General features: G+C 69.4%; 18 protein-coding genes. 5 read left to right on the top strand and 13 right to left on the bottom strand.

The window, feature by feature from the left end:
• Window positions 1-13 precede the first annotated feature (13 nt).
• A complete protein-coding gene (locus HD599_RS02680) occupies window positions 14-1,936 on the bottom strand; it encodes an FAD/NAD(P)-binding protein (protein ID WP_184233407.1) in 1,923 nt (640 codons plus the stop codon).
• A gap of 173 nt (window positions 1,937-2,109) precedes the next feature.
• Here HD599_RS02680 and HD599_RS02675 point away from each other — a divergent pair, with 173 nt between their 5' ends.
• Genes HD599_RS02675 through HD599_RS02665 form a run of 3 tightly spaced genes read left to right on the top strand, consistent with a single transcriptional unit; the run spans window position 2,110 to window position 4,947 of the window.
• Window positions 2,110-3,141, top strand: a complete 1,032-nt coding sequence (locus HD599_RS02675) for an amino acid ABC transporter permease (RefSeq protein ID WP_184233405.1) — start codon at window positions 2,110-2,112, stop codon at window positions 3,139-3,141.
• Window positions 3,138-3,917, top strand: a complete 780-nt coding sequence (locus HD599_RS02670) for an amino acid ABC transporter ATP-binding protein (RefSeq protein WP_184233403.1) — start codon at window positions 3,138-3,140, stop codon at window positions 3,915-3,917. Before HD599_RS02675 ends, HD599_RS02670 begins: the two co-directional genes overlap by 4 nt.
• A gap of 31 nt (window positions 3,918-3,948) precedes the next feature.
• Window positions 3,949-4,947 carry an ABC transporter substrate-binding protein gene (locus HD599_RS02665; protein ID WP_184233401.1) on the top strand — a complete coding sequence of 333 codons (999 nt, stop codon included), beginning with the start codon at window positions 3,949-3,951 and terminating at the stop codon, window positions 4,945-4,947.
• Window positions 4,948-5,038: 91 nt separating this feature from the next.
• On the opposite strand, the gene HD599_RS02660 is transcribed toward HD599_RS02665, so the two are convergent.
• The 12 genes from HD599_RS02660 to HD599_RS02605 all read right to left on the bottom strand — a co-directional run bounded on the left by HD599_RS02660 (window position 5,039) and on the right by HD599_RS02605 (window position 15,177).
• The gene (locus HD599_RS02660) at window positions 5,039-5,599 is read right to left on the bottom strand and encodes a GrpB family protein (RefSeq protein ID WP_184233399.1); all 561 of its coding nucleotides are present in this window, start codon (window positions 5,597-5,599) and stop codon (window positions 5,039-5,041) included.
• 89 nt (window positions 5,600-5,688) lie between these two features.
• Window positions 5,689-7,005, bottom strand: coding sequence for an aminotransferase class V-fold PLP-dependent enzyme (locus HD599_RS02655; protein ID WP_184233397.1), 1,317 nt, complete (start codon window positions 7,003-7,005; stop codon window positions 5,689-5,691).
• 69 nt (window positions 7,006-7,074) lie between these two features.
• The gene (locus HD599_RS02650; RefSeq protein WP_343061841.1) at window positions 7,075-8,220 is read right to left on the bottom strand and encodes an FAD-dependent oxidoreductase; all 1,146 of its coding nucleotides are present in this window, start codon (window positions 8,218-8,220) and stop codon (window positions 7,075-7,077) included.
• Window positions 8,217-8,525 (bottom strand): rhodanese-like domain-containing protein, encoded by a 309-nt coding sequence (locus HD599_RS02645; protein ID WP_184233395.1) that lies wholly within the window; start codon window positions 8,523-8,525, stop codon window positions 8,217-8,219. The genes HD599_RS02650 and HD599_RS02645 overlap by 4 nt, the downstream gene beginning before the upstream one ends.
• An 8-nt stretch (window positions 8,526-8,533) precedes the next feature.
• Entirely contained in the window at window positions 8,534-9,106 is a 573-nt protein-coding gene (msuE, locus tag HD599_RS02640) for an FMN reductase (protein WP_184233393.1), read from the bottom strand.
• A 67-nt stretch (window positions 9,107-9,173) separates the two neighbouring features.
• The gene (locus HD599_RS02635; RefSeq protein ID WP_184233391.1) at window positions 9,174-10,598 is read right to left on the bottom strand and encodes an NtaA/DmoA family FMN-dependent monooxygenase; all 1,425 of its coding nucleotides are present in this window, start codon (window positions 10,596-10,598) and stop codon (window positions 9,174-9,176) included.
• A gap of 213 nt (window positions 10,599-10,811) precedes the next feature.
• The gene (locus tag HD599_RS02630; RefSeq protein ID WP_184233389.1) at window positions 10,812-11,564 is read right to left on the bottom strand and encodes an ABC transporter permease; all 753 of its coding nucleotides are present in this window, start codon (window positions 11,562-11,564) and stop codon (window positions 10,812-10,814) included.
• Window positions 11,564-12,469 (bottom strand): ABC transporter ATP-binding protein, encoded by a 906-nt coding sequence (locus HD599_RS02625; protein ID WP_343061840.1) that lies wholly within the window; start codon window positions 12,467-12,469, stop codon window positions 11,564-11,566. The genes HD599_RS02630 and HD599_RS02625 overlap by 1 nt, the downstream gene beginning before the upstream one ends.
• A 17-nt stretch (window positions 12,470-12,486) precedes the next feature.
• The gene (locus tag HD599_RS02620; RefSeq protein WP_184233387.1) at window positions 12,487-12,783 is read right to left on the bottom strand and encodes a transcriptional regulator; all 297 of its coding nucleotides are present in this window, start codon (window positions 12,781-12,783) and stop codon (window positions 12,487-12,489) included.
• Window positions 12,776-13,489: a hypothetical protein gene (locus HD599_RS02615; RefSeq protein ID WP_184233385.1), complete on the bottom strand. Its 714-nt coding sequence runs from the start codon at window positions 13,487-13,489 to the stop codon at window positions 12,776-12,778. Before HD599_RS02615 ends, HD599_RS02620 begins: the two co-directional genes overlap by 8 nt.
• Before the next feature lie 209 nt (window positions 13,490-13,698).
• Window positions 13,699-14,265 (bottom strand): DapH/DapD/GlmU-related protein, encoded by a 567-nt coding sequence (locus tag HD599_RS02610; RefSeq protein ID WP_184233383.1) that lies wholly within the window; start codon window positions 14,263-14,265, stop codon window positions 13,699-13,701.
• A gap of 24 nt (window positions 14,266-14,289) precedes the next feature.
• Window positions 14,290-15,177 (bottom strand): helix-turn-helix transcriptional regulator, encoded by an 888-nt coding sequence (locus HD599_RS02605; RefSeq protein WP_184233381.1) that lies wholly within the window; start codon window positions 15,175-15,177, stop codon window positions 14,290-14,292.
• 100 nt (window positions 15,178-15,277) lie between these two features.
• Between HD599_RS02605 and HD599_RS02600 the strand changes: the two genes are divergently transcribed.
• Window positions 15,278-15,703, top strand: coding sequence for a cyclophilin-like fold protein (locus tag HD599_RS02600; RefSeq protein WP_184233379.1), 426 nt, complete (start codon window positions 15,278-15,280; stop codon window positions 15,701-15,703).
• Between the two features lie 12 nt (window positions 15,704-15,715).
• Window positions 15,716-19,513 carry an ATP-dependent RNA helicase HrpA gene (gene hrpA / locus HD599_RS02595; protein ID WP_184233377.1) on the top strand — a complete coding sequence of 1,266 codons (3,798 nt, stop codon included), beginning with the start codon at window positions 15,716-15,718 and terminating at the stop codon, window positions 19,511-19,513.
• The last annotated feature ends 55 nt before the right edge of the window (window positions 19,514-19,568 follow it).

Raw genomic sequence — 19,568 nt, 5'->3', positions numbered from 1 at the left:
GAGCTCGATCCGCTCAGGCGGGCGAGAGTTCACGCGCGAGCGACCTCGCCAGCTCGAGCACGGCCCTGGCCACGCGGTCGTTCTCGCGGAACGACACCGCGTTCGTCCCCGGCCGCGAGAACGCGCCGACGAACGGGGCGTTGGTATACGGCCCGACCGCGAAGCGCCGGGGGTGCGGCGACCCGTCCGGCGTGATCACCCGCGCGTCGCCGACCCGCACCACGAGCCGCCCGGTCGAGCCGGTGAAGTCCGCGTCTGCGACGAGCTCCTCCCCGCCGACGCCCGACTCGACGAGCGAACGCAGCGCCGGGTTGTCGCTGTGCCGGGACGTCGTCACCGGCAGGCGCGCGTCCACGAGCACGCGGGCCCTGACCTCGCCGTCCACGATCGGCGACGATGCGGCGAAGTACGGTGCGGGGTGCGCGCGCACGGTCAGATCCGGTCCGAGGAACTCCACGACGCCGGCGCGCGACAGCGCGAGCAGCTCGTCGAGCCGGTGTGCGGGCGGGCCGCTCGCGATGTAGCTGAAGTAGTTCTGCCACCACACCGGCAGGTCGTAGGCGCGCGACCGCGCCGTCCACTTGGGGCTGTCGACGATCGTGCCGAGGTCGAACAGCGCGTAGAGCGCCGAGGTGAACAGGCCGAGCGTCGCGCTGTGCTCGGGAGCGCTGCGGGTGTGCAGGTCGAGGCCGATGTGGTAGCGCAGCTTGTCCTGCAGCTCCGCGCGCGAGGCGACGCGCTCCCCGTCGAGCGGCCGGTCGAAGCGCTCGAGGTCGAGCCGGTCGACCGGGTTCGGAACCGCGGCGTCGACTGCGGCCCGCAGCCGCGAGCTGTTCCAGCGATACCGGTCGAGGAACGGCACGAACGACTCCCACGGCACCCGCACCCGGTCGGGGTGCCCGACGAAGAGCTCGTGGTAGTACCCCCACAGCAGCTCCTTCGCGATGAGCGGCCACACGTCGCCGCGGAAGTCGAGCGTGTCGTTGGACGCCTCGAGCTCCTTCGCGACCGCGGCGGTGAAGTACCGCGCGTCCGGTCGGGGCCCGGCGAGGGTCGAGCTGATCTTCGAGTGGTACGGCACGCCCCGGCGCGACCCGAGCAGCAGATGCGGCTCGTCGCCGCTCGGCAGATAGTCGAGCTGGCCGGGCAGGGTGGATGACGGCACGAACCGGCCGCCGCGCCCCTCGGTGAGCAGCACCGTGAGGTCGACCGCGGCGAGGCCCATGCCCCGCACGATCACCGGCTCGCCCGCGACGATCGCGCTGGTGTCGGCGTCCGCGGTGAAGTCGGGGGCGATGTAGAGCAGACCGTGCTCGTGGGCGAATTCGGTGAGGGCCGCGTGCTGCGGTTCGGGGGCCGCGCCGGTGTGGCCGAGCGCGTACAGCACGATGTCGACGTCGAGCGTCGCCCCGCTGTCGAGTGTCACGGTCTGGGTGCCGTCGGCTGCGTCATCCACCCGCACGGCCACAGCCCCGTGTTCGACCACCGTCGCCGGCAGGGCCGCGACCGCACGCCGGTAGAACCAGGCGAGGTACTCGCTCTGCAGCCGCCGCGTCGGGAAGGAGTCGGCGGCGAGGTGCTCGAGCTCGTGCGCGACCACCGGGTCGTCGATCGTCAGGTCGATCTCGCCCGAGCGCACCTGCGCGGCCCACTCGACGAGCGACGGTCCGGGGAGGACGGGGCCGTCGATGGTGCAGGACTCGTCGGTGAACATCGTGACGTCGCGCGCCATCGAGTTCAGCTTCAGCAGCGGCGACTGGGCTCGGCGCCAGATGCGTCCGGCGCCCGGCGGGTGCGGATCGACGAGGTGCACGACCACATCGCGCCCGGGGTCGAGTTGCGCGAGGTTCGCGGCGAGCCGCTCCAGGACGCCGACACCGCGGGGCCCGGCGCCGAGCACGGCGAGGGAGAGCGTCGCGGCGGTGGCTTCTGGCATGCCCCCACACTCCCCGATCACGGTGGAGAGAAAACGAAAATGACGCCGCGTGACGTGATGACGAAGTGTGAAGCGGGGATTTTGCCGGCCGAAATGCCACCCGCCTAGCTTCGGGACACGGCGCTCGCCCCGAGCGGACCCGTCATCCACCACCACTTCGAGAAGGAACTGTCATGACCGACATCAAGCAGACAACGGTCCCTGAGCTTGTCGAAGGGACGCCTGTCGAAGCCGCCCTTCGACAGGCTCAGGGACCGGTGGACTTCGGCGCCCTTCCCGTCGTGCGCACCCGCCACTGGGCGCGCTGGATCCTCTCCGCGATCGCCGGCTTCGTCATCCTGCAGCTGATCTGGTCGCTGTTCACCACGCCCGGCTACGACTGGCCCACGTTCGGCACGTACTTCTTCTCGCCCGCCATCATGCGTGGGCTCGGGATGACGCTGATCCTGACCGTCGTCGCCGGCTCGATCGGGTTCGTGGCCGGCGGGGTGCTCGCGCTTATGCGCCTCTCCAAGTCGCCGCTGTTGAGCGGGTTCGCCTGGGCGTTCATCTGGTTCTTCCGTTCGGTGCCGCTGCTCGTGCAGGTGCTCGTCTGGTTCAACCTCGGCTACCTCTATCCCACGATCGGCCTCGGAATCCCGTTCACCACCGAGTACTTCGTCGAAGCGGAGACCGTGGTGCTGGTGAGCGCTTTCGCCGCCGCCGTGCTCGGCCTCTCGCTGCACCAGGCCGCGTACTCCGCGGAGATCATCCGCGGCGGCATCCTCTCGGTCGACCAGGGCCAGCTCGAAGCCGCGGCCGCCCTCGGGATCCCGCAGCACCTACGCATCACGCGCATCATCCTCCCGCAGGCCGCCCGGTCGATTCTGCCCAACGCCTTCAACGAGATCATCGGCCTGCTCAAGGGCACGTCGATCATCTCGGTCATCGCGCTCTCCGAACTGTTCTACGTGGCGCAGGTCATCTACAACCGCAACCAGGACGTCATACCGATGCTGCTCGTGACGGTGGTCTGGTACGCGATCCTCACCACGGTGCTGTCGATCGCCCAGTTCTACGTCGAGCGCTTCTACGCCCGTGGGGCAGCGCGCGTGCTGCCACCGACACCCATCCAGAAGGCGAAGACGTGGGTCGCCGTGCAGTGGGCCCGCCTCGACGAGGAACCGAAGCCCGCGTCATCCGGCAGTAAGGGAGCCGGCAAATGAGCACCGCAACACTGACCACGGGTCTCGTCGAGATCCGCAACGTGCACAAGAGCTACAACGGCGTCGACGTGCTGCACGACGTGTCGCTCACGATCGAGCCGGGCGAGGTCGTGTCGATCCTCGGTCCGTCGGGCTCGGGCAAGTCGACGCTGCTGCGCACGATCAACCACCTCGAGACCGTCGACGCCGGCTGGGTCACGATCGACGGCGCGCTGATCGGCTACGAGCACCGCGGTGACAAGCTGTACGAGCTCAAGGAGAAGCAGATCCTCGGCCGGCGCACGCAGGTCGGCATGGTGTTCCAGAACTTCAACCTGTTCCCGCACCTCACCGCGCTGCAGAACATCGTCGAGGCACCGGTCGCCCTCAAGCGACTGAGCAAGGCGGACGCCCGCGAACTCGCGGCCGGACTGCTCGATCGGGTCGGTCTCGGCGACAAGGCCGACGCCTACCCGCGTCAGCTCTCCGGCGGACAGCAGCAGCGGGTCGCGATCGCCCGCGCCCTCGCGCTGCAGCCCAAGGTGCTGCTGTTCGACGAGCCGACCTCGGCCCTCGACCCCGAACTGGTCGGCGAGGTTCTCGACGTGATCCGCGACCTCGCCAAGCTCGGCACGACGCTCGTGATCGTCACGCACGAGATCGGCTTCGCCCGCGACGTCTCCGACCGGGTGATCTTCATCGACCACGGCGTGATCCTCGAGCAGGGCACCCCGGGCGAGGTACTCGGCACCCCGCGTCATCCACGCACCAAAGAATTTCTCGGCAACGTCCTCTGACCACCACCAAGTAACAGCAAAGGAAACCCTCATGGCACTCAGAAAGAAGACCCTCGCCGTCATCGGCGCCGCGGCCGTCGTGGTCGTCGTCGGCGGAGGCATCACCGCCTTCGCGCTCGGCACCACGGGCGGCGACGCCGAAGCGTCGGGAACCACCCCGGCCACGGGCGACGCTCCCGAGTTCAACCTGACGGCCGACCAGGACCGCATCCACCTCGACGAGATCCCCGAGGCCGTCGCGTCGCTCGAGGCGAGCGGGTTCGAGCCGATCGAGGACGGCAAGCTCACCGTCGTCACCTCGCCGTTCGCGGCCCCGCTCGCGCTCTACGCCGACGACGACACGACGCTCATCGGCAACGAGGTCGACCTCGCCCAGCTCATCGCCGACGGACTCGGCCTCGAGCTGAACATCCAGCCCGCAGCCTGGGCCGACTGGCCGCTCGGAATCCAGTCGGGCAAGTACGACCTGATCCTGTCGAACGTCACGGTCACCGACGAGCGCAAAGAACTCTACGACTTCGCATCGTACCGTCAAGACCTGCTCGGCTTCTACGTGAAGAGCGACTCGTCGATTGACTCGATTACAGAGGCGAAGGATGTCGCGGGCCTGCGCATCATCGTCGGCTCGGGCACCAACCAGGAGAAGATCCTCCAGGCGTGGGACGCCGAGAACATCGAAGCGGGCCTCGACCCGGTCGAGTACCTCTACTTCGACGACACCGCCAGCGGAGCGCTCGCGCTCAAGTCGGGCCGTGCCGACGCCAACTTCGGACCGAACGCGACCGCGGCCTACGCGGCAGCGGTCGACGGGGAGACCAAGCTCGTCGGCACAGTCAACGGCGGCTGGCCGCTCACGGCGGACATCGCCGCGGCGACCGCGAAGGACAACGGCCTGATCGAGTCCGTCGGCATCGTGCTGAACGAGGCGATCTCGGGCGGCGAATACGAGGAGGTGCTGGACCGCTGGGGCCTCACCTCGGAGTCGGTCACCGAGAGCGCGATCAACCCGCCGGGCCTGCCGAAGAGCTAGCCCGGTGGTCGAGTAGCGCCGTCCGCAGCGCGTATCGAAAACGTTCTGGCGGGTTGAGCCTGTCGAAACCTCACGAGGGATTTCGACAGGCTCAATCTGCTTTTACGGCTCGTTCCAAAATCCCCGCGATGACATCCGTCTTCGCATCCGAGTACGCGTTCATGTCGTCGAAGCCCTGTCCGATCAGCGCACGCTTGGTGCTGGCGTACAGCTCGCGGTCGTCCGCATCGGTGCGCAGGTGGTCGCGCAACCGGAGGTACTTCTCGACGGCCTCGGCACCCTTCTCGTAGATGTGCACGTGCACGTCGCGGTCGGGGGTGCGCACGAGGCGGTGTCCCGGTTCGCGAACGCGCAGAACGTAGCCCGCCGCGAGGAACTGCTCGAGGTAGTCCTCCTCGGCGGTGATGTCGTCGACCGCGACGACGATGTCGATGATCGGCTTCGCGGCGAGCCCCGGCACCGACGTGGAACCGATGTGCTCGACGTCGACCTCGGCCGCGTGTAATGCTTCGAGGATGCGGTCGCGGTGTTCCCCGAAGACCGCGGGCCAGCGCTCGTCGTAGGCGACGACCTCGAGGTGGCGCTTCTCGTTGCCGCCGACGAGGTCGATGTCGGTGACATCCGGGCGGCGAGGCTTTCTGTCGGTGCTCACCCACTAATTATCGCGTTCGTCTGTGGTTGAGCTCGTCGAAACCCCTCAGCAGAGCCGGATGTCGACCGGCTCGATCCGCGACAACGGACTCAGGCGGCGCAGCCGTAGAAGCCGACGGTCGCCGCCAGCTCGGGCGCCCACTCGGGACGCGGACGCGTGTCGTCGCGCACCTCCCAGTGGCCGTCGACGAGGTCGTAGTTCCAGGTCGGGCCCACGCGCAGGAATGCGGTGACCGCTTCGATCAGCCGGTCGGCGTCGAGGTCGGTCGAGCCGAGGCCGAAGCTGGCGCGCAACGCCGGCTCCGTGATGCCGAGGCGGCGCAGCAGCGGGTGCGCGCAGAACTTGCCGTCGCGCACGCCGATGCCCCACTCGGCGGAGAGGTAGGTGGCGAGCAGACGCGAATCCACGCCGTCGACGGTGAAGCTCACGACGCCGACCGGGTCGGTCGAGTCGGAGAAGATGCGGTGCACGCGCACCTCGGGCAACTGGTCGAAGCCGTCGACGAGGCGCTGGCGCAGGCCGGCCTCGTGCGCGGTCCACTCGGTCTCGTCGAGCTGGTCGAGCGCCTGGATGGCCCGGGCCAGCGCGGCGACGCCGACGACGTTCGGCGATCCCGCCTCGTGACGGGACGGGCCGGTGCGCCACTCGGTCTTCTCGACCGAGACGCTCGTGACCGCTCCACCGCCGCGGAGGTACGCCGGACCGGCATCCAGCCAATCGGTGCGTCCGACGAGCACACCCGCGCCGAACGGGGCGTAGGCCTTGTGACCGCTGAACGCCAGGTAGTCGATGCCCTGCAACTGCAGGTTGACGCGGCGGTGAGGAAGCAGCTGCGCGGCGTCGACGGCGAGGCGGGTGCCGTAGCGGTGTGCGATGTTCGCGAGCTGGCGCAGCGGCAGGGTCTCGCCGGTGACGTTGCTGGCACCGGTGACGGTGAGCAGGGCCGCGGGGCGGCGGGCGAGTTCCTCGTCGACGCGCAGCAGGGTCTGCTCGATCGTGTCGGCGGAGACGACGACGCGTCCGCCCTTCTCGACCCAGGGCAGCAGGTTGGCGTGGTGTTCGATGTCGAGGAACACGGTCTCGCCGGGGACGATCGACGCGAGCAGGTTGAGCGAGTCGGTCGTGTTGCGGGTGAAGATCACCTCGTCGCCCGGGCGGGCACCGACGAAGTCGCCGACGATGACGCGGGCGCTCTCGTAGACCGATGTCGACACCTGCGAGGCGTAGCCGGCACCGCGGTGCACGCTCGCGTAGAGCGGGAGCACGCGCACGACGTGTTCCGCGACGACCTCGAGGGCGGGCGCACTGGCCGCGTAATCGAGATTCGTGTAACGCACCTCGCTTCCCATGACGGTGGGAACCAGGAGGTCGCCTCCGACAACGGGAAGCAGGGGACAGTCGCTCATAGCCTCAGATTAGGCACCCGCGGCGGTCGACGACAGGAGCCGCGTAACGCGGGGAAATGCGGCGAAATACTACGACGCGGCGAGGCGCGGAGCCCCCAGTGAGAAGATCGCGGGCGTCGGCAGCCCGTCGACGGCGTCCGCGAGGATGCGACCGACGACCGGCGTGAACTTGAAGCCCTGCCCCGAGAAACCCGCGCCGATCACGACGGGGCCGGTGCGGTCGAGCACGAAGTTCGAGTCGGGAGTGGTCGTGTAGGTGCAGCTGATGGGCGCGAAGGCGTCGGGGTCGACGCCCGGCAGCCACTCGGCGGCGTAGCGCTGCAGGGCGGCGAGCTGCACGGGTTCGGGAGCGAAGCTGCGCGCGTCGGGGTCGACCACGGGGCCGACGCCGTGCCAGCCCGCCTTGACGCCCTCGCCCGGCGTGAACATGCCGTAGACGCCGGAGTACCAGTAGTCGTAGTCGGGGTTGCCGGCGGCGGGCGCGTGGTTGAACCCGGGCCAGACGATCGACTCGTCGCGCACCCGGAAGTGCGCGGGCTGCTCCTGCGTCACGACGAGCGTCGGATGGGTGGCGACCCCCGCGAGCAGTTTCCCGGTCCAGGCGCCCGCGGTGACGACCACGCGCCGGGCGGTCACCTGGTACGCGCCATCCCGGCCCTCGACATCGACGCGCACCTCGTCGTCGCCGACCACGGTCAGCGCGGTGACCCTCGCGCCGTGGCGCACCTCGGCGCCGTTCGCGGCGGCGTCGCTCTGCAGCGCGGCGACGGAGCGGTCGGCGTGGAGGCGGCCCGACTGTTCGGTGAAGAGCACACGCGAATCGAAGCGGATGCCGGGCCAGCGGCGCTCGGCCTCCTCGACCGGGAGGAACTCGGCCGGGATGCCGGCGGCGGCGAGTGCCGCGTGCACGGCGTCGAAGGCGGGGTTCGCGCCGTGGTTGGCGATGCCCGTGGTGTCGAGCAGCGTGCTGCCGGTAGCCGCCTCGAGGTCACGCCAGAGCGGCAGCGCCTCGACGAGCAGCGAGACGTAGTCGGGGTGCGAGTAGGCCTGGTTGAAGTTGCGCGACGCCCCGTGGGACGCGCCCTGCACGTGCCCGGGCTCGAACCGTTCGAGCAGCAGCACGTCGCGTCCGCGCCGGGCGAGCTGCCAGGCCGTGGCGGAGCCCATCGCGCCCCCGCCGATGACGACGACCTCGCGCCGCTCGGTCGTGCTCACGCCTGGGTCGCGTCGCGCAGTGACTCGAACCCGCCGTCGACGTGCGACACCGCGGTGAATCCGGCGTTGTCGAGCCAGTCGGCGACGGGGCCGGAGCCCGCGGTGGTGCCGCAAAAGATCACGACCTCCCGGTCTTTGTCGAGCCCGGCGGCGAACGCCTCCACCTCGTCCTTGAGCACGACGGTGGCGCCGTCGATCTCGCCGGAGGCGGCACGGCCCGCGTCGCTGCGCACGTCGATGAGCAGCGCGCCCTTCTCGATGCGGTCGCGGGCGTCGGCGGCGGAGGTGGGGGCGATTTCGGTCATGTCGGTTCTCAGATCTGGTGGGAGATGGATGCGGTCTCGACGACGCTGTGCCGCACGAGGGGAAGGGCGCGGGCGATCGCGAGGTCGATGCGTTCCTGCAGCTGCAGCGACGTCACGGCGTAGTTCTCGAAGTCGGAGTTGTTGGCGTAGATGCCGATCGGCAGGGTCAGCGCCTGGAAGAAACCGAACAGCGGACGGAACTGGTGCTCGAGGATAAGCGCGTGCCGGTCGCTGCCGCCGGTCGCCGCGAGCAGCACGGGGGTGTCGACGAGCGCGTACTGCCCGACGAAGTCGAAGAAGTGCTTGAACAGGCCGGTGAAGGACGCGCGGTAGACGGGGCTCGCCACGATCAGCAGGTCGGCGCTCTCGACGAGGCGCAGTTCCCGCTCGACCGAGTCGGGCAGCTGGTCGCGGGTGAGGGCGCCGGCGAACTCGGGGCCGATCTCGCTGATCTCGATGAGGTGGGCGTCCACCTCGACGTGCGATCCGATCGACGCCAGGATCTCGCGCACCAGCGCGGTGGTCTTGGAGGGCGAGTGGAGGCTGCCGGAAACGGCGACGACCTTCAGTGGCTTGGTCATGAGGGAATCCTAGAACGGTTGAGGGCGGGCCGGATGGCGGGGGCTGGTCGGATCGGTGGGTGGAAAGTCAGAGCGGCTGGAGTTGGATGCGCAGGTGCCCGTTGGGCACCGCGGGCAGGTCGAGGTGGTCGCGCAGGGTGGCGCCCTCGTAGTCGTCGCGGAGCAGCCCGCGGCGCCGCAGTTCCGGCACCACGAGCTCGGCGAAGGCGCCGAAGGAATCGGCCTCGCCCTCGGCGCCGGCCGAGAACGCGGAGAGCACGGTGAACCCGTCGACGGCTTCGGCGCGGAACCAGGTCTCGAAGTGCGCGGCGACGTCGACGGCCGACCCGACGAGCACGGGCGCCGCGACGGCGTGGCCGACGAGCAGGTGGCGGTAGGTGATGGGCCGCTCCCCCGCGATGGTACGACCGGAGCGACCCCGAACCACGTCGACGAGCTGCTTGCCGAGCGAGCTGAACCGGGCGGCGACCCGCGTGGGCACGGCGTCGTCGAGCGAGACGCTCGACAGCGGCACCCCGAGCACGCTCGCGAGGGTGCGGACGCTGCGGTTGCTCGGCAGACCGACCAGGCCGTCGTCGGGCTGCTCGTCGGGAACCGGCACGAGAGCGACGAGCCGGTCGTAGATCTCCCACGCTCCTTCGCGCGTCTCGGCGACGATCGGCAGGATCGGCGTGACGATGCGGAACCCGTCGGGGTCGCGCCCCTCCCGCGCGACGAGCGCCTTCGCCTCGGCGTACTGCGCGACAGCCTCGTCGAAGGTGCGCGGGCTGGCGAATAACAGGTCGGCGTCGCGGATCGCGAGCTGGCGGGCGTTGGGCGAACCGCCGACCACGGCGATCGGCGGGTGGCCCTGCGGCGGGCGGATGACGTTGAGCGGTCCGCTCGACGCCCGGTGCTGCCCGACGTACCCGAGGGGGTGGAGCTTCGACGGGTCGATGAGACGGCCGGTCGCAGCATCCGACACGAAAGCGTCGTCTTCCCAGCTGTCCCAGAGTCCGCGGAGGATGTCGATGAACTCGCCGGCCGCGGCGAAGCGGTCGGTGTCGCTGTGCACGACGGTCCAGCCGAAGTTGCTGGCCGAGCGGGCCTCGGCGCCGGTGGCGACGCAGAGGGCGACGCGGCCGCCGCTCAGCAGGTCGATCGAGGCCGACGAGCGGGCGGTCGTGTACGGCTCGGAGTGCGAGGAGCTGACCGTGGCGATGAGCCCGATGCGTTCGGTGACCGCGGCGAGGTAGCCGATCGCCGCGAACGGTTCGACGCGGGCGAGCAGGTACGGGTCGGTGTGCTCGAACTCGGCCGAGGTCGCGAGCCAGTCGCCGAAGAACAGGAAGTCGAGACCGGCCGCCTCCGCGGCGAGCGCCGTGCGCGTCAACACCGCGGGGTCGCCGGCCGGGTCGCGGTGGGCGCCCGGATAGCGCCATCCGGCCGGCCACGCACCGAGCGTGCGCACCGTCGTGCCGAGCACGAGCCGTCGTTCGCGGTTTTCTGTCACGATTCGACGCTAGGCACCCGCGGCCCGGGGGTCGAGCGGGGGCGTCACACGGGGTAAAGAGACGACCCAAAGCGCAACAGTGGCGGGGCCGCGCGTTCGACAGGACGATTCACTCCCGTCGCCCGCTCGACAGGACCGATCGCGGCGAGTCGCGCGCCGCATCCTGTCGGGCGGGGTGAGGGCGGGTGAGGCGGCCGGAGGGGAGCGGAGCGGTCAGCGGTACCGGCGTCCCTCGTCGCGCCGAAACAGCAGCAGCGCCAGCCCGAGTGCGAGCACGGTCCAGAGCAGCCAGCCGACCGCCGCCCAGACGGGCAGCTCGCCGCCCTGCACCGCCCAGACCACGATCTCGCGGGCGTGCCGCGACGGGAGGAACCGCGAGATCGCGTCCAGCCAGTCGGGGAACACCGCTGGCGGCAGGAACAACCCCCCGCCGAAGGCGAGCCCGAACATCAGCACCTGCACCACCGCGATCGCCGCCTTGGCCGGCATCGAGTAGCCCACGCTGATGCCGATAAAGACGAAGGGCAGGGCGGATGCCGCGATCGCGACGAATCCCAGCAGGACACGCCACCAGCTCGCCTCGGCCGCGGTGAGCAGGGCCCCGAGCACCACGACGGGCACGATCGCCGCCACGCCGACGAGGCCGGTGGAGAACACGTGTCCGAGCACACGGGCGATGCCGGGCGCGGGGAGGGTGCGCAGATACGGGTCCCACGGCTGCTCGCGGCTCTGCGCGATGTTCAGGCCGAAGCCGAAGAGCGCGTTGGCGAGCACGGCGAACACGCTGAGCGAGATGACCGCCTGCGTCGCCCACTCCGCGTTCTCGGCGACCGCCCGCTGGGGCACGACGAAGAAGAGGAGCGAGAGCGCGGGGAAGACGAGCGAGCCGATGACGGCGATCGGCACGCGCGCGGTCTCGAGCAGCGAGTACTTGGCATGGGCGAGGGTGAGAGTCGAGACGCTCATCAGACGAGCTCCTTCTCGGTCAGGGTGAGGAACGCTTCTTCGAGGGTGGCGCCGCGCACGGCGAGGTTGGCGAACGGCAGCCCGGAACGCACGAGCTCGGTCACGAGAGCGTCGGAGTCCTGGGTGTAGAAGGTGGTGCCCGCGGCATCCACCCGGCTTCGGACCACGCCGGGCAGATTCTCGATGAGATCGAGCCGGTCCGACTCGAGCGTCACCTGGCGCAGGCTCACCCGGGCGATGACCGTCGCGAGGCTGTCGTCTTCGAGCACGCGGCCGTGGTCGATGACGACGACGCGGTCGGCGAGCGCCTCGATCTCTTCGAGGTAGTGGCTCGTGATGACGACGGTCGCGCCGGCGTCGTGCTGGCGGCGGATCGCCTCCCAGAGCGTGTGGCGGGCGTCGACATCCAGCCCGGTGGTCGGTTCGTCGAGCAGCACGAGTCTCGGGCGTCCGACGAAGGCGAGCGCGACGCTGAGCCGCCGCTTCTGGCCGCCGGAGAGCGACCCGGTCTGGCGTCGCAGCAGGTCGCCGAGGCCGAACTCCTCCGCGAGCTCCGGCGTCGGCACTGCGTCGGCGAAGTGCACCCCGACGAAGTCGATCACCTCGCCCACCCGCAGCGTCTCGGGCAGCGCGGTCGCCTGCGGGGTGCAGCCGAGCAACCGGCGGTTGGCCGCGACCTGCGGCGAGCCGCCGAACAACTCGACCGTGCCGGAGGTCGGCCGGCGCAGTCCCTGCAGCAGGGTGAGCAACGTGGACTTACCGGCCCCGTTCGGGCCGAGCAGTCCGACGATCTGCCCCGAGCGGATCTCGAGGCTCACGTCGTCGAGCGCGGTCACCTCGCCGAAGCGGCGGGTGACGTTCGTGACACGGGCGAGGGTATTCACGGCTGTTCCGTCAATGCTCACGGCTGTTCCATCAATGCTCACGGCTGTTCTCCTAACACGGTGCGCAGGGTGTCCATGTAGTCCTCGAACGCCCGCCGGCCCTTTTTGCTCAGGCCGAGGTAGGTGATCGGGGTGCGACCCTTGTGGGTCTTGGTGATGTCGACGTAGCTGGCGTCCTCGAGCTTGCGCAGGTGGGTCGACAGGTTGCCGGCGGTCATGTCGAGCAGTTCCTGCAGGCGCGGGAACGAGATGGAACCGTCGAGTTCGAGGGTCGAGAGCGCCGCCATGATGCGCAGGCGGGCCTGGGCGTGGATGACCGGGTCGAGCTCATCCACGGCTGTCACCGCCCGCCGCGGCACGCACCCGGCGTTGCTGCAGACTGCCGTGGACCGACAGCGCGATGAAGGCGACTCCGCCGGCGACCGCGAGGAACAGGTAGTGGTGCGGGTAGCCGAAGAACGGCGCCACGACGGCGATGACCACGAGCCAGCACCCGCCGATCAGAGACGGGATGGCGTGCCAGATCGCCGCGGCGATGATGTACATGATCCCGGCGAACAGCACGTACGCGCTCGGGTAGTAGAAGTTGGAGAGCTCTGCGCTCATGCCCTGCGCGCGCAGAGCACCGCCGAGCACCGCGAGCGCCGTCGCGCCGATCGACCAGGTCACGCCGTAGACGGTGCCGGTGAAGGCGGAGGCGGTGTTGCCGCGCATCCCCCGACCGCTGCGGATGCCCAGCCAGGCCGAGAACCCGCCGCTGACGAGGATCGTGCCGATGAACACGGGCACGGCGATGCCGAGCGGCAGCGAGAACGCGGGCCGCAGCCCGTCGATCAGCCAGAGCGAGCCGAAGCCGAGCAGCCACGTGAGTCCCCACGCGAGCGTGATGTACGGCACGAAGGCCCCCATCTGCGTCTCGACGCTGCGCTGCTGGTTCTGCAGCAGGGCGTACATCGCGGCCGGGTCGAGCGGCGCGTCGGCGTCGGTCTGGTCCGCGGGGGTGCGGCCCGCGGCATCCACCCGGTCTCTGTCGTTCGTCATGTCAACTTTGTAGCGCAAACCACTCTGCGACGTCAATTGGTTTGCTTGCTTTGCCCGCCGACTGTTCGCAATTCAGGCTGGATGAGTGGATGCCGCGGCCGGCGCCGCGCCGATCCGCATTGTTCTGCGGGCGTGACTGGGCGCGCGGAATTCCAGCCTGAGTTGCGAACGTGACCCCGCGATCTCGCCCCGCGCCCCCGCAGGGCGGGCTATACGACTGTGCGGACCACTCGAGCCGGCGATCCGACGACGACGGCGCCGGCCGGCACGTCTTTCGTGACGACTGCCGCTGCAGCGACCACCGCGTCGTCTCCGATCGTGACCCCGGGCAGGATCGTCGCGTTCGATCCGATCCACACGTTTCGACCGACGGAGATGGGCGCCGGATGCAGATCGGCGCGGTGGGCAGGGTCGAGGTCGTGGTTGAGCGTGGCGAACACCACGTTGTGTCCGACCAGGCAGTCGTCGCCGATGGTGACGCCGCCCTGGTCTTGGAACGTGCATCCCGCGTTGATGAACACGCCCCTGCCGAGGACGATGTTCTTGCCGAAGTCTGCGTAGAACGGCGGGAACACTGTCACCGACTCATCGATTGACCGGCCGGTGAGGTGCGTCAGCAGCTCACGCACTCGTTCCGGTTCGTGATAGCCCGCGTTGAGTTCGCCGGTGACTCTCAGGGCGTCTTGGCTCACGGCGTGCATAGCGAGGTGCAGCGGTGACCCCGCCGTGATGGTTCGCGATGCATTGAGCGCATCGAGCAATTGATCGAGTTGCATGGACCAGTTCCCCTGTCTTCCGGTTCAGGATTCGGCGGACATCGCGGACCGTTCGGCGCGCGAGGCTTCCCAGGCGCCGAGAAGCACAAGCTTCTCGTGGTCGGCCGATCCGGGCTCAGCGGTGAGTACGGTGACCTGCGCGGTCGGTTGGGCCACCAGATCGAGACCGTCGTAGTGCAGGGTGAGATCGCCGACGACCGCGTGGTTGTACGCCTTGGTGCCGGTCGCGTGGTGCCACACGTCGTGCCTGCTCCACAACTGCCGAAAGTGGTCGCTGCGCGTCGACAGTTCTCCGACGAGGTCGTGCAGTTTTTTGCTGTGCGGATCGCGTCCGGCTTCGGTGCGCAGCATCGCCACGTTCATGCCTGCCGCGGTGTCCCAGTCCGGATAGAACCGACGGGCGACGGGCTCGAGGAATAGGAATCGGGCGAAGTTCGGGGGCGCGGTTGTGGCGGTCTGGATCATCTCGTGCATCAGTGCTCCGCCGAGCCGGTTCCACGCGAGCAGGTCGGTGCGGCCGTTGCCGACCATCGCGACCGCCGTGTCCATCGAGTCGAGGAACCACTGAACGCTCGGGGCCGGCGCCCACGCTTTGGCCGTATTGGACTTCGCCCTGGCCTGATTTCCGACACCGACGGCCCGTCTGGCCAGGAGGTAGAGGTGTTCGCGTTCCGCGTCATCCATCAGGAGGGCCCGCGCAATCCCGTCGAGCACCGCCTCGGAAGCCCCGCCGACGGCTCCGCGTTCCAGCCGCGCGTAGTACTCGACGCTCACTCCGGCGAGCATCGCGGCTTCCCCGCGTCGCAGCCCGGGCACCCGGCGGTCGCCGCCCGGCGGCAGCCCGACGTCGGCCGGTTCGACACGAGCACGACGTGACATCAGGAATTCGCGGATCTCCACTCGGTCGTCCATGGACTCATGGTAGGTCTGCCGCTGGTGTGCCGGGGTGCCCTGACAGGACACGTCAGTGCAGAGACTCCCGCCACGTCCGCGCGACGGCTTTGCTGCTGACATGACCCACCGAATCTCTCTTCTCCTCGCATCCGCCATTACGGTTCTGCTGACCGCGTCGGCGTGCGCACTCCCCGACGTGGATCATCCCCACGCCCAGCTCTCCATCTCGCCGCCCTCGGTCGCCTCGCTGCTCGGGGAGCGACTGGAGTTCGACGACCGCATGGGCACCGCGCAAGTCGCCCGACTGTCGACGCCCATGGACATCGAGGGTGTGCGGGAATTCGACTACGAAGCGGGTGACGTCGCGTATTGGCCCGACGGCCGCAGCGTGATCGTGTTCCTCAGCGAGGGTCGCGCAGTCCCCGACGGCGGCGTGGTTCTGATCGGCAAAGTCACGAACGGCATGGACGTGCTGACCGGGTGTGCGTCCGACTGCGTCGCGACGATCGACACGGCGCCGACGAGCGACGGCGGCGCAGCTTAAGCTTGAGGGCCGATGTCTGACCAGCCCTTTGTGATCTCCTTCCCGCCCGACCTCCCCGTGAGCCAGCGCCGGGAGGACATCGAGCGCGCCATCCGCGAGAACCAGGTCGTGATCATCGCGGGCGCGACCGGCTCCGGCAAGACGACGCAGATCCCGAAGATGCTGCTCTCGATGGGGTACGAGAGCATCGGCCATACGCAGCCGCGCCGCATCGCCGCGCGCACGATCTCCGAGCGCATCGCCGAGGAGCTCGGCCAGGAGGTCGGCGAACTCGTCGGCTACCAGGTGCGCTTCACCGACCGCGTCGGCGCCGGTACCAAGATCAAGCTGATGACCGACGGCATTCTGCTCAACCAGATCCACCGCGACCGCGATCTCAAGAAGTACGACGCGATCATCATCGACGAGGCGCACGAGCGCAGCCTCACCGTCGACTTCCTGCTCGGCTACCTCAAGCAGCTCATGCCGCGGCGGCCCGACCTCAAGATCATCATCACCAGCGCGACCATCGACCCGGGCAGCTTCTCCCGGCACTTCGACGACGCCCCGATCATCGAGGTCTCGGGGCGCACGTTCCCGGTCGAGGTGCGTTTCAGGCCGTTGGTGGCGGAATCGGCCGCTGAGCCTGTCGAAGCGAAGCGCTCTTCGACAGGCTCAGGGACCGGTGTCGACAAGGCGGACGCCCCCGACGTCGACCTCGACCCGATCGAGGGCATCAATGCCGCACTCGACGAGCTCGCCCGTGAGGGAACCGGCGACGTGCTGGTCTTCCTCAGCGGCGAGGCCGAGATCCGCGACGCCGAAGACGCCATCCGCGGCCGCAACCTGCCGAACACCGAGGTACTCCCTCTCTACGGCCGCCTGTCGAGCGCGGACCAGCACAAGGTCTTCCAACCGCCGACGCAGGCCGGCACACGCCGCCGCATCGTGCTCGCCACCAACGTCGCCGAGACCAGCCTCACCGTGCCCGGCATCAAGTACGTCATCGACGCCGGCACCGCGCGCATCTCGCGTTACAGCGTGCGCTCCAAGATCCAACGCCTGCCGATCGAGGCGATTTCGCAGGCGTCGGCGAACCAGCGTTCCGGCCGTTCCGGACGCACCAGCGACGGCATCGCCATCCGCCTCTACAGCGAAGAGGACTTCGCCAAGCGGCCCGAGTTCACCGAACCGGAGATCCTCCGCACGAACCTCGCCGCCGTCATCCTGCAAATGATCTCCCTGGGTCTCGGCGACATCGCCCGGTTCCCGTTCCTGCAGCCGCCGGACTCCCGCGGCATCAAGGACGGCCTCGACCTGCTGCGCGAGCTCGGCGCGGTCGAGGGCGCCGGCGAGACCCCGCGCCTCACCCAGGTCGGCAAGCAGCTCTCCCAGCTGCCGATCGACCCGCGTCTCGCGCGCATGATCATCGAGTCGAAGAAACACGGCACCACGCGCGAGGTCATGGCGATCGTCGCGGGCCTCTCCATCCAGGACCCGCGAGAGCGCCCGCTCGAGAAGCGCCCGCAGGCCGACCAGGCGCACGCCCGGTTCACCGACCCGACGAGCGACTTCCTCAGCCTGCTCAAGCTCTGGGACTACATCAAGGAACGCCAGACCGAGCTGAGCGGCAACCAGTTCCGCCGCATGTGCCGCTCCGAGTACCTCAACTACCTGCGCATCCGCGAGTGGGAGGACGTCTACAAGCAGCTCACCCGCCTCGCGAAACAGCTCGGCCTGCACGTCGGCGAACCGCACACGAACCCCGACGGCATCCACCGCTCCCTGCTGGCCGGCCTGCTCAGCCAGATAGGGCTGAAGGACGTCGCGAAGAAGGACTACGTCGGGGCACGGCAGTCGCGCTTCGTCATCTTTCCCGGCTCGGCCCTCGCGAAGAAGCAGCCCGCCGCGATCATGAGCGCCGAGCTCGTCGAGACCTCGCGGCTGTTCGCCCGGGTCAACGGCGCGATCGACCCCGCGTGGGCCGAGCAGATCGCGGGCGACCTGGTGAAGCGCAGCTATTCCGAGCCGCACTGGGAGAAGCGCCAGGGCGCCATCGTCGCCTACGAGCGGGTCACGCTGTACGGCGTGCCGATCGTGCTCAAGCGCCGTGTGCAGTTCTCGCGCATCGACCCGGCGTACGCGCGCGAGCTGTTCATCCGTCACGCGCTGGTCGAGGGCGACCTCGTGGCCGAGACGCTCAAGGGGCGCGACTGGGACTTCGACCGGGCCAACCGGGCGCTGCGGAAAGAGCTGGCCGAGCTCGAGGAGCGCACGCGTCGCCGCGACATCCTGTTCGACGACGAGGCGATCTTCGAGTTCTACAACCGCAGGATTCCGGCGGATGTCGCGTCGACGAAGTCCTTCGAGGGCTGGTGGAAGAAGGAGCGGCAGACGCAGCCCGGCTTCCTGACGATGACCGCCGAGAACCTCGTGGACGAGCCGGAAGCGACCGTCGACGAGGACGCGTTCCCGAGCGTCTGGCACCAGGGCGACCAGCGCCTCGCGCTCACCTACCGCTTCGAGCCGGGCGCGACGGACGACGGCGTGACCGTCAACGTGCCGATCGCCCTGCTCGCCTCACTGCACCCCGACGGTTTCGACTGGCAGGTGCCGGGATTCCGCGAGGATCTCGTGACGGCGCTCATCAAGAGCCTGCCGAAGGAGATCCGTCGCAACGTGGTGCCCGCGGGCGACTGGGCGCGCAAGCTGCTCGCCGCCGCCCCCGCCGCGACCGACCTCGCGCTCGCCCAGTACCTCGCCGAGGAGATCCGCCGCCAGACCTACACGACCGTCGACGCCTCGGACTTCGACATCGAGCGCGTGCCCGCCCACCTGCGGGTCACCTTCGCCGCGATCGACGAGCGCGGCAAGGTCACCGCGTCGTCGAAGACCCTCAGCTCGCTGCAGGTGCAGCTCAAGTCGACGGTGCGCGCGAGCGTCGCGAAGGCGTCGGTCACCCCGAAGAGCGACCTCGAACGCGGCGGGCTGACCACGTGGGACTTCGACGAGCTGCCCAGGGTGCTCGATACCACGCACGGCAGCGGCGTCATCCGGGCCTACCCGTCTCTCGTCGACGAGGGCAAGACCGTCGCCATCCGGCTGCAGAGCACGCCCGAGGACCAGGCCAAGGCGATGAAGGCCGGCGTGCGGCGGATGCTGCTGCTGGCGATCCCCGCACCGACCGCGTACGTGCAGCAGCACCTCACGGCGGCCGAGAAACTGTCACTCGCGACGAGCCCCTACAAGTCGACCAACGACCTGTTCGCCGACTGCATGGCGGCGTGCATCGACGAGGTGCTGGGCGACGAGGCGATCTTCACCAGGGCGCAGTTCGAGGCCGCCCGCGACCGGGTGTCGGCCACGATCGTCGACGGGCTGTTCGCCACGGTCGCGCAGGTGAGCGCGATCTTGCTCGCGGCGCGCGCCGCCGAGAAACTCATCTCGCAGACATCGAGCATGGCGCTGCTGTCGCCGCTCTCCGACGCGCGCGAGCAGGTGGGCGACCTCGTGTATCCCGGCTTCGTCGCGGCGACAGGCACCGCGCAGTTGCGCCGGCTGCCCGTGTACCTCGCGGCGCTCTCGCACCGCATCACGCGTCTGGCCGAGAACCTCGGCCGCGACCGCGCGTGGCTGCTCGAGGTGCAGGAGGCGACGCAGCGCTACATCTCGGCCGGCGGCGACCTGCCGCTGCCCGTGGACGCCCCCGAGCACCTGCGGCATGCCCGCTGGATGCTCGAGGAGCTGCGCGTCTCGCTCTTCGCCCAGCACCTGCCCACCGCGGAGCCGGTGTCGCTGCAGCGCATCACGAAGGTGCTCGCCGGCGGCTGAGCCCCGCGCATCTACCGCTCGACAGGATGCGCGGCGCCGCATCGTCCGATCCGAC

Origin of the sequence: Conyzicola lurida (assembly GCF_014204935.1) — a bacterium.
Classification (GTDB): domain Bacteria; phylum Actinomycetota; class Actinomycetes; order Actinomycetales; family Microbacteriaceae; genus Conyzicola; species Conyzicola lurida.
This window is presented reverse-complemented; position numbering and strand designations above follow the sequence as displayed.